Genomic DNA, 7,579 nt, shown 5'->3' on the forward strand with positions numbered 1-7,579 from the left:
TATTATATCTCAATGCATTTTCGAAACGAAAAGCATTGATTTACCTGTTACTCCTTTACGGCGCCAAGCATGACGCCTTGCGCAAAGAAACGCTGAAAGAACGGATAAATAAGCATGACCGGTATCGTGGCAACCATGATTGTCGCCATCTTGATCGATTGGCCGAGCAGGAACGGACTATCCGAACCTCCTGCATAGCTGGCGCCATTCTCCACAAGCATCGATCTGAGGAACAGTTGCATCGGCCAAACATCTTTATCCGTAATGTACATGACCGCTGCGAAAAACTCGTTCCACCTCGCCACCGCATAAAACAGGCTGATCGTCGCGATCGCCGGCATCGATAGCGGAATGACGATACGGAATAAAATGCCGACGTCGGTGCACCCGTCCATTTTGGCTGCCTCCTCAAGACTTTCCGGTATACCTAGAAAAAAGTTACGCATAATGATCAGGTTGTACGTGTTAATCGCCGACGGTAGGATTAATGCCCACACCGTATTCATCAGCCCGACCTGCTTAACAACCATGTAAGTTGGAATGAGCCCTCCATTAAAAAGCATCGTGAACACGATCAGAAACATGATCGACCGCGTACCCTTAAGATTGCGCTTAGAGAGCGTGTATGCGGCCATGATCGTCAGCAGCATGCTGATTGCCGTTCCAATAACGGTCACGAAAATACTAACCCGATACGATGACCACAGTTCGCCCATTTTAAGCAGGTAGGCGTAAGCTTCGAACGTGATCGTCCTCGGAAACAGGTGAATGTTCGTCGCCATACTTTCCTTTAGTGGCGTGATCGAGACGATCAATGAATCCCAGAACGGATACAGCGTCGTCAGCGTCACAAGAATAAGCATTGTATAGTTCAGCGTCTGAAACGCAGTGCTTCCCAGGCTCGTTTTGCCCATGTTGTAAGTCCTCCTTTGGATAAGCTTAAGCCTGTTAATAGACGCCTTGCTCGCCCATTTTGCGAGCCAGCTTGTTGGCAAAGACGAGCAACGCGAAATTGATGACCGATTTGAACAGTCCAACCGCCGCCGCCAAGCTGAACCGTCCTTCGGCAAGCCCGATCCGGTAAACGTAGGTGTCGATAATGTCCGAAACGTTATATACACCGGTATGATACAAGATGAAAATCTGGTCGAAGCCCGCTTCCATCATGCTGCCAATCCTGAGCAGGAGCAGAATAACGATCGTGCTGCGAATGCACGGGAGCGTAATGTGCCAAACTCGATGCCATCGGTTGGCGCCATCCATAGCGGCCGATTCGTACAATTGCGGATTGATGCCTGCGAGCGCTGCCATATAAATGATCGTGTTCCAGCCGAACTCTTTCCAGACCATCGACCAGACAAGCGTGCTGCGGAAATGACTGTCGTCGCTCAGAAATCCGATCGGACTTCCTCCCAGCGATTCGATCACCTTATTCACGACCCCGCCATTGGTGGACAAGAGATTGACGAGCAAGCCGCCAAGAATGACCCACGAAATGAAGTGGGGTAAATAAATAACCGTTTGCACCGTCCGTTTGAAAGCCCGGTTCATAACCTCATGCAGCAGGAGCGCTACGATAATAGGTGCCGGAAATCCGAATACAAGACGGTAAAAGCTGATGACAATAGTATTCCAAAAAACCTCCCAAAACTTGTCGAGCCCGAACAAATACGTAAAATGTTTTGTCCCAACCCAAGGACTGCCCAAGATTCCTTTGGTCAAACTTAAATCTTTAAAGGCGATGCTCGCTCCATACATCGGGTAATAATGAAAGACCGCATAAAATACGAGCGCGGGCAGCAGCATCAAGTATAAGTAACGATTCACATGAATGTACTGCCAAACCTTTCCTAAAGACATCCTTCCAATCCCCCTTTTCTTTGCCGGCATATGTGTGCTAAAGCCGGGTTTATTAATGTCTTGTAAGCGCTTTATCTAAGCGGTGTGAAGTCTGCAGCATGCTGACAGTCACTGTCGAGCGCTATGATAGAAACGTGTTTTAAGCATACAAAGTGTCACAAGTCCGAACAAGATTCGGAATTAGAAAAAGGTTTCAATTTCGCATTTAGTGCAGGTATCAATTTCTCGGATTGGTGTCAATTACTCGGAAACCGTCGCCGATCAGCCGTTTCCGTTGTAATAGAAGACCGTAAATATACCCGGTAAAATAAGAAGACCCAAGCGATATAATACGATCGCTTGGATCTTTTTTTGGCTTGTCCTGTGCGGGGGACTTACTGCTCGAGCCGTTCGATTATACTACTATTGCGGTACTCCGTTGGGGTCATCCCGAGCTGTTTTTTGAACGTACGGATCAAATTTTGTTTCTGTCCGAAGCCGCAAAGCTCTGCGATTTCGTTAATGCCGCGGTCTGAGCTGCGCAGCATGTCGCATGCGCTCCGGAACCTAATATCGGTCATCAGCTCGTGGAACGACTGGCCGGTCTCTTCCTTCAACAGCTTCGATACGTAATTACCGTTCATATATACGTGGTCGGCAATCGTTTGCAGCGTAAGCGGCTCGGCATAGTGGCCGAGGACGAACTCTACGATTTTGCGGACCAGATCGGCGTTCTTATTCTCCCGTTTGCTCTGGATGTAAAGATGCGTCTTCTCCAGGACGTCATCGAACCAGACGCTCATGTCCGGTAGTGAATTCAGCTTGGAGAACTCATTATAGATGTTAACGCCCGGCGCATAGACGTCTTCTATCTGACCGTTGATTTCCAGAATTACGGTAATAAGACTGTGGACAATTTGCGTCAGTACGATGTTTTTATAAGAGAAGCTAAGCTCTTCCTCCCCTTGCAACTCAGCGATTAGCCGGTTTTTGACCGCTTTGGCGCTTTCGAGCGAGCCTGCCTTCAGTTCCTGAATCAGCTTGTCCGATTGGCTCTTATAAGCGAGAAAGCTTTTGCGGTTGAACGTCCCGCCCATCATATCCGTATATGAAATGACACTGCCCGGCCCGGCGACGCGCTCCAAGAGGAGCATCTCCATCGCTTCGCTGAACGAGACGGAAATATCGGACGCCCGCGCATAATAGCTCCCGATCCCGAGCGTTGTCTGCAAGTCGTACCGCTCATCGAGCGCGTCACGAATTTGTACGGCAACCTGCTTTGCCATAGCGTTCGCGGCCTCTTTGTCGCTGCTGCCGATCTCCTCCGGGATGTTCAGCACGATCGCCGTATCGAAGCGTTGAATGCGGGCGATGACGACCCCTTTGCCGAACCGGTCGACGAACTCCTCGCACAGGGTCAAGATCCCATAACTGAGCAGGTTTTCTTCACGTTCCGATTCTTCATCCCACTCCGAAGCAGAGGCATCCCTGATTTCACAGATCGATTCTCCGACCACTTCACTTGCCGGACCCGGTGCCGCTGGTCGAAAGGAATGCCCTTTATGCCGCAGAACCAGGACAACGAAATGTTCCGGCTCCACGTTCAAGCCATAATACTGCATTTGGCGAACAATATCGCGCTGATCCTTCTGCTGGCCGATGAGTAAACTGAGCAGAAAATGATTTTTGAGCACCATTTCATTTTGCCGGAACCGTTCTTGAAACTCCTCGTTCTGCCCGGCTAAATAACGGAACGAATCCGTAATGTAGCTAAATTCATCCCGGTGGCTGGCGGGCAGAGGGAGCTTTCCGAACTGCCCTTCGATAGCCATCAGCATGCGGCGGATCGGCGTATAATGACGGCCCGATACGATCGACACAAGCAGCAAACCGATGGCGAGGCAAATGCCGGAAACGGTCAGCGTCATTTTCAAGACAAGGCTCGATTTTTTAAACACCTCGCTCGCCGAGTTCAGCGTTACATAACGCCAGCCGTTGAAGTCAGAGGTAATATACGAAACGAACGTGGACACCCCGCCTATATCAACGATCATATAGCCCGACTTGCTCTCGTCCATCCTATGGTCTTCAGCGGGCTCAAACCGGCTGAACAGCATGCTTTTATCTTTGTAGGAAAGCATCTGTCCGGCCTTGTTCAGCACCGCTACGTTGCCAAGTTTGCTGTTGTTAATGTTTACGACCGCGTCGTACAGCAGATCCTCCTTTATGTTCAGCAGCAGTACGCCTGATTTCGGATATTCGTTAATAGGTACGCTCATCATGAAGCTGATGAGGTTTTCCTGCTCGCCAGTGATATTGCCGACGGTCCTTGTATCGAGCCAGCTGATCGGAGACTTGTTCTCCAGGAAGCTGCGTACCTCATTCTCAAAGCGAGAGCCGGCCAGTGTATCAACGCCGCCATTCGAAATGCTTTTGCCGTTCTTCACGTTATACAAGTATATGGAATGCACGTAGCTGGACGAAACGATCTTGTCACTGAACAGTACATTGACATTCTGCATGAAATCAAAACTATCCCGTTGGTCCCAAGGAAGCCAAATCGCCCGCTGCACGTCCTTGTTGATCGCTAGCGAAAACGCCATTTGTTCGGTTTCGCGGAGGAAGATCTCAATCATATTTTTCGTTTGGCCGAGGAGCTCTGTATTCGCTTGATATACTTCCTCTTTTAGTGTCTGATTAACGTAGCGATATACAAGCGCGCCAGTTGAAAGCGTTATCACAAAAACGACCGCTGTCAATTGTATCAGCAGCTTCATAAAGGCTGTTCTTCTCATGGTCTTCAATCCTTTTATGCCACAAAGGCAGCTTCGTTACTTTATTATACCATTGTTCGGTTTCAGATTCAGCCTTGGTTTCGATACACATGCTAAAGAATCTTATATCAAAGGGTAGAATTTTCAATAGATGCTACTACTAATTCTTTGGCAATACCCTTTACCCAATAAGAATCCTTACTAAGAAAATTATGTATAACTTCTATGTCCAAAAAACTTTTATTACTACTGATTGTAAACCCATGCTTGTTTGACAATAGTGTTTTTTCGGACTCCAACGTTTCATCCCCCTGACCAGATATGTATAATTATACTTAAAGAAGTATATTCATTCAAATATATTTTTTATTTATCATTGATGAATGCTCACCCTGAGAGTGAAACGCCAGTGGATCAAATAAATCGGTTTCAGTTGTTATTGGCGACATGGATACGAAATTAAGCATCAGCAGCACATCGGAAACCTATGTTTCCCGCAGAACTGTCAGATATATTTTTACTCCGTGCAGCCACACGATATCGATTGCAATAGGAAGCATGGCACAAGTACGAGCCTCCCCTTAAAACCCAGTTGTCTTTGTCCGTTCCGATGGGATCATGCAACGACACATCCTTGCGCGTCGTAAAAAAACATAAGAAGCACCAACCCACACAAGTGGCTTGGTGCCTCCCGCCAAAACGCTATGGTGCTTCTCCCATGCACCATGGAGTATATCGGAACGTTCCGAAAGTAAAAAAGATGACTCCTGTGTAATACAGGAATCATCTATTATTAGCTTCTTAGATATGCCCCACTTTTACAAGTGTCCTTGACAAAGGGTCCAGATCACTCCCTTCTTTATTTTTTCTTATTGTTTGCCCGATTGATCATGCGGCACTGTGACGGTTACGGCAGTAAACGTTTTGTTGCCTGCTTTATCGGTTGCCGTATACGTAATGGTATAGATGCGTGATTTTTCGGCTCGCATGCTAAAGGAAGTGGCCGCTGTGCCGAAATTGGCCTGGATGTCGCTTTGACCGCTATCTGGTTGATTGCTCGTGATGGACGTTAATACCACGGATTCAACTTCCGATGTAGCATCACTAGGATTCAGCGTGGCATTGATCGTAACCATTTTATGATTCGCTGGCCAAATCGACGTCTTATCTAACTGGACGGAAAGTGCTGGAGCTGTCTTGTCAACTTTAAATTCGACTGTTTTGAGTTGTTCTACATTGCCTGCCTGATCCTTGCTGCGGTATCCGAGCTTATAAGTTCCGTCACCGAAAGCTGGAATGGAGCCGGTGTAAACGATCCATTCACCTTCATTCACTTGGTATTCCGTTGTTACGGAGCCTCCGTAAACACTGGCGCTTACGGATAAGCTTACGGTCACATCCGCCAAGTACCAGCTGTTCTTGCCGTTAGGCGCAGTCGGACTTAACGTTGCGGTGGTTACAGGAGCAATCTTATGAATGTTGCTTACCGTAATGCCGGTTACATTCGATACATTGCCTACTGCATCAATTCCTCTTGCGTACACGGTGTCATTGTCAGAAACAACCACTGGAGCGGTGTATGATGTCCACGCGCCGCTTACTCCCACTTTATATTCCATCAACGAAGCGTCTGCCGGGTAGCTGATCGTTACGGTGACGCCTTGGTTGGTCGGCGCTGTTGTATCTACAGCCAAGGTTGCATCGATAGGTGCTATGTGATCGATATTGCTGACCGTGCAGTTCGTCTCATTCGACACATTGCCCGCAGCATCCATTCCTCTTGCATAAACCGTACTGTTTTCGGAGATAACCACTGGAGCGCCGTATGCCGTCCATACGCCGTTATCTCCTACCTTGTACTCCATTACCGCGACGTCAGCCGGAAAGCTGATCGTTACGGTAACGTCTCTATTGGTTGGCGCTGTAGTGTCGGCTGACAACGTTGCGTCAGCTGGAGGCGTCTTGTCGATGTTGCTGACCGTATAGCTGGTCACATTTGATACGTTGCCTGCTGCGTCCTTGCTCTGTGCATACACGGTATCGTTGGCGGATACAACCACCGGTTTGGTGTACGCTGTCCATGTGCCGTTACCGCCTACTTTGTACTCCTTCACCGTCACATCCGACGGATAGCTAATTGTTACGGTAACGTCCCTATTGGTTGGTGCTGTAATGTCTGCAGACAACAAGGCGTCGACCGGAGGAGCCCCCTTTAATACGTTAAGAATGAAAGTCCTTGTGTCCGAAACAGTACCTTTTGTGATCGTTGCTAATAGCCTAACAGTCGTATCAGATTCGAAAGATAACGGGCGGGTTACCTTACCGTTCGCGTCGATGACAGATGTAGCGTCACTGCTCCATGTAATTATTGTCCCGTTCGAACCGTTCGTTATCAAATGAACGTTTTTCGTTACGCCTACTTCGCTGTCACCTTCCGCGTAGCCGATAGCAAGACTCGCTTTATCCAATGCGACGTCCATCTGGTCGGATTCAATCGTAATCAATGTGGATCCTTGTACGCCACTGCCGTCAGTGGCCGTTGCAACGACTTTCACAGTCCCGAATTTTTTAGCTTTCAACATTCCATTGGCATCAATTGTCGCTTTATCCGTTAACGTTGTACCATCTGTTTCGTAGACGCTCCATGTGACATTACGGTTTGCTGCAGTGGCTGGCAGAACATCAGCCTGCATTTGCAGCGTGCCATCATTGACTGTGATCGCACTCGCGCCGCCTGCTCCATTTACCGAAATCGAAGAAACCTGTACCGTTTGATCTGTTGCTTGTAATGCCCATTCCAGGTTTGGATTGTTTAAATCAGCCCATTGATAAAGAGCGGTCCCGTCTGTTAATGAGCCCGCATTGTCAAGGACCTTACCGCTTGTATGATTTACAAGCTTATAGTAACCGTTAGCAAGCTTGACTACCTTCCATTCAAGATTTGGATGTGAGATATCGGAATACTG

The 7,579-nt window shown here is 48.1% G+C and carries 4 protein-coding genes and 1 pseudogene; all 5 read right to left on the reverse strand.

Features of this window, described 5'->3' with window-relative positions:
• Positions 1-47: 47 nt before the first annotated feature.
• Positions 48-914, reverse strand: a complete 867-nt coding sequence (locus GC102_RS09570; protein WP_171689302.1) for a carbohydrate ABC transporter permease — start codon at positions 912-914, stop codon at positions 48-50.
• A gap of 34 nt (positions 915-948) precedes the next feature.
• Positions 949-1,860, reverse strand: coding sequence for an ABC transporter permease (locus GC102_RS09575; protein ID WP_246320829.1), 912 nt, complete (start codon positions 1,858-1,860; stop codon positions 949-951).
• Positions 1,861-2,234: 374 nt separating this feature from the next.
• Positions 2,235-4,634: a helix-turn-helix domain-containing protein gene (locus GC102_RS09580; RefSeq protein WP_171689304.1), complete on the reverse strand. Its 2,400-nt coding sequence runs from the start codon at positions 4,632-4,634 to the stop codon at positions 2,235-2,237.
• 438 nt (positions 4,635-5,072) lie between these two features.
• Positions 5,073-5,279: pseudogene (locus GC102_RS09585) on the reverse strand (SUMF1/EgtB/PvdO family nonheme iron enzyme); the annotation flags it as partial.
• A 203-nt stretch (positions 5,280-5,482) separates the two neighbouring features.
• Positions 5,483-7,579, reverse strand: a 2,097-nt coding sequence (locus tag GC102_RS09590) for an OmpL47-type beta-barrel domain-containing protein (protein ID WP_171689305.1), incomplete at its 5' end; no start/stop codon positions are given.

Origin of the sequence: Paenibacillus germinis, from assembly GCF_013141785.1 — a bacterium.
GTDB lineage: Bacteria > Bacillota > Bacilli > Paenibacillales > NBRC-103111 > Paenibacillus_E > Paenibacillus_E phytorum.

Bases quoted from the DNA above. Each gene is read 5' to 3' on its own strand.
- GC102_RS09570 (WP_171689302.1), bottom strand. From the start codon at position 914: ATGGGCAAAACGAGCCTGGGAAGCACTGCGTTTCAGACGCTGAACTAT.
- GC102_RS09575 (WP_246320829.1), bottom strand. From the start codon at position 1,860: ATGTCTTTAGGAAAGGTTTGGCAGTACATTCATGTGAATCGTTACTTA.
- GC102_RS09580 (WP_171689304.1), bottom strand. From the start codon at position 4,634: ATGAGAAGAACAGCCTTTATGAAGCTGCTGATACAATTGACAGCGGTC.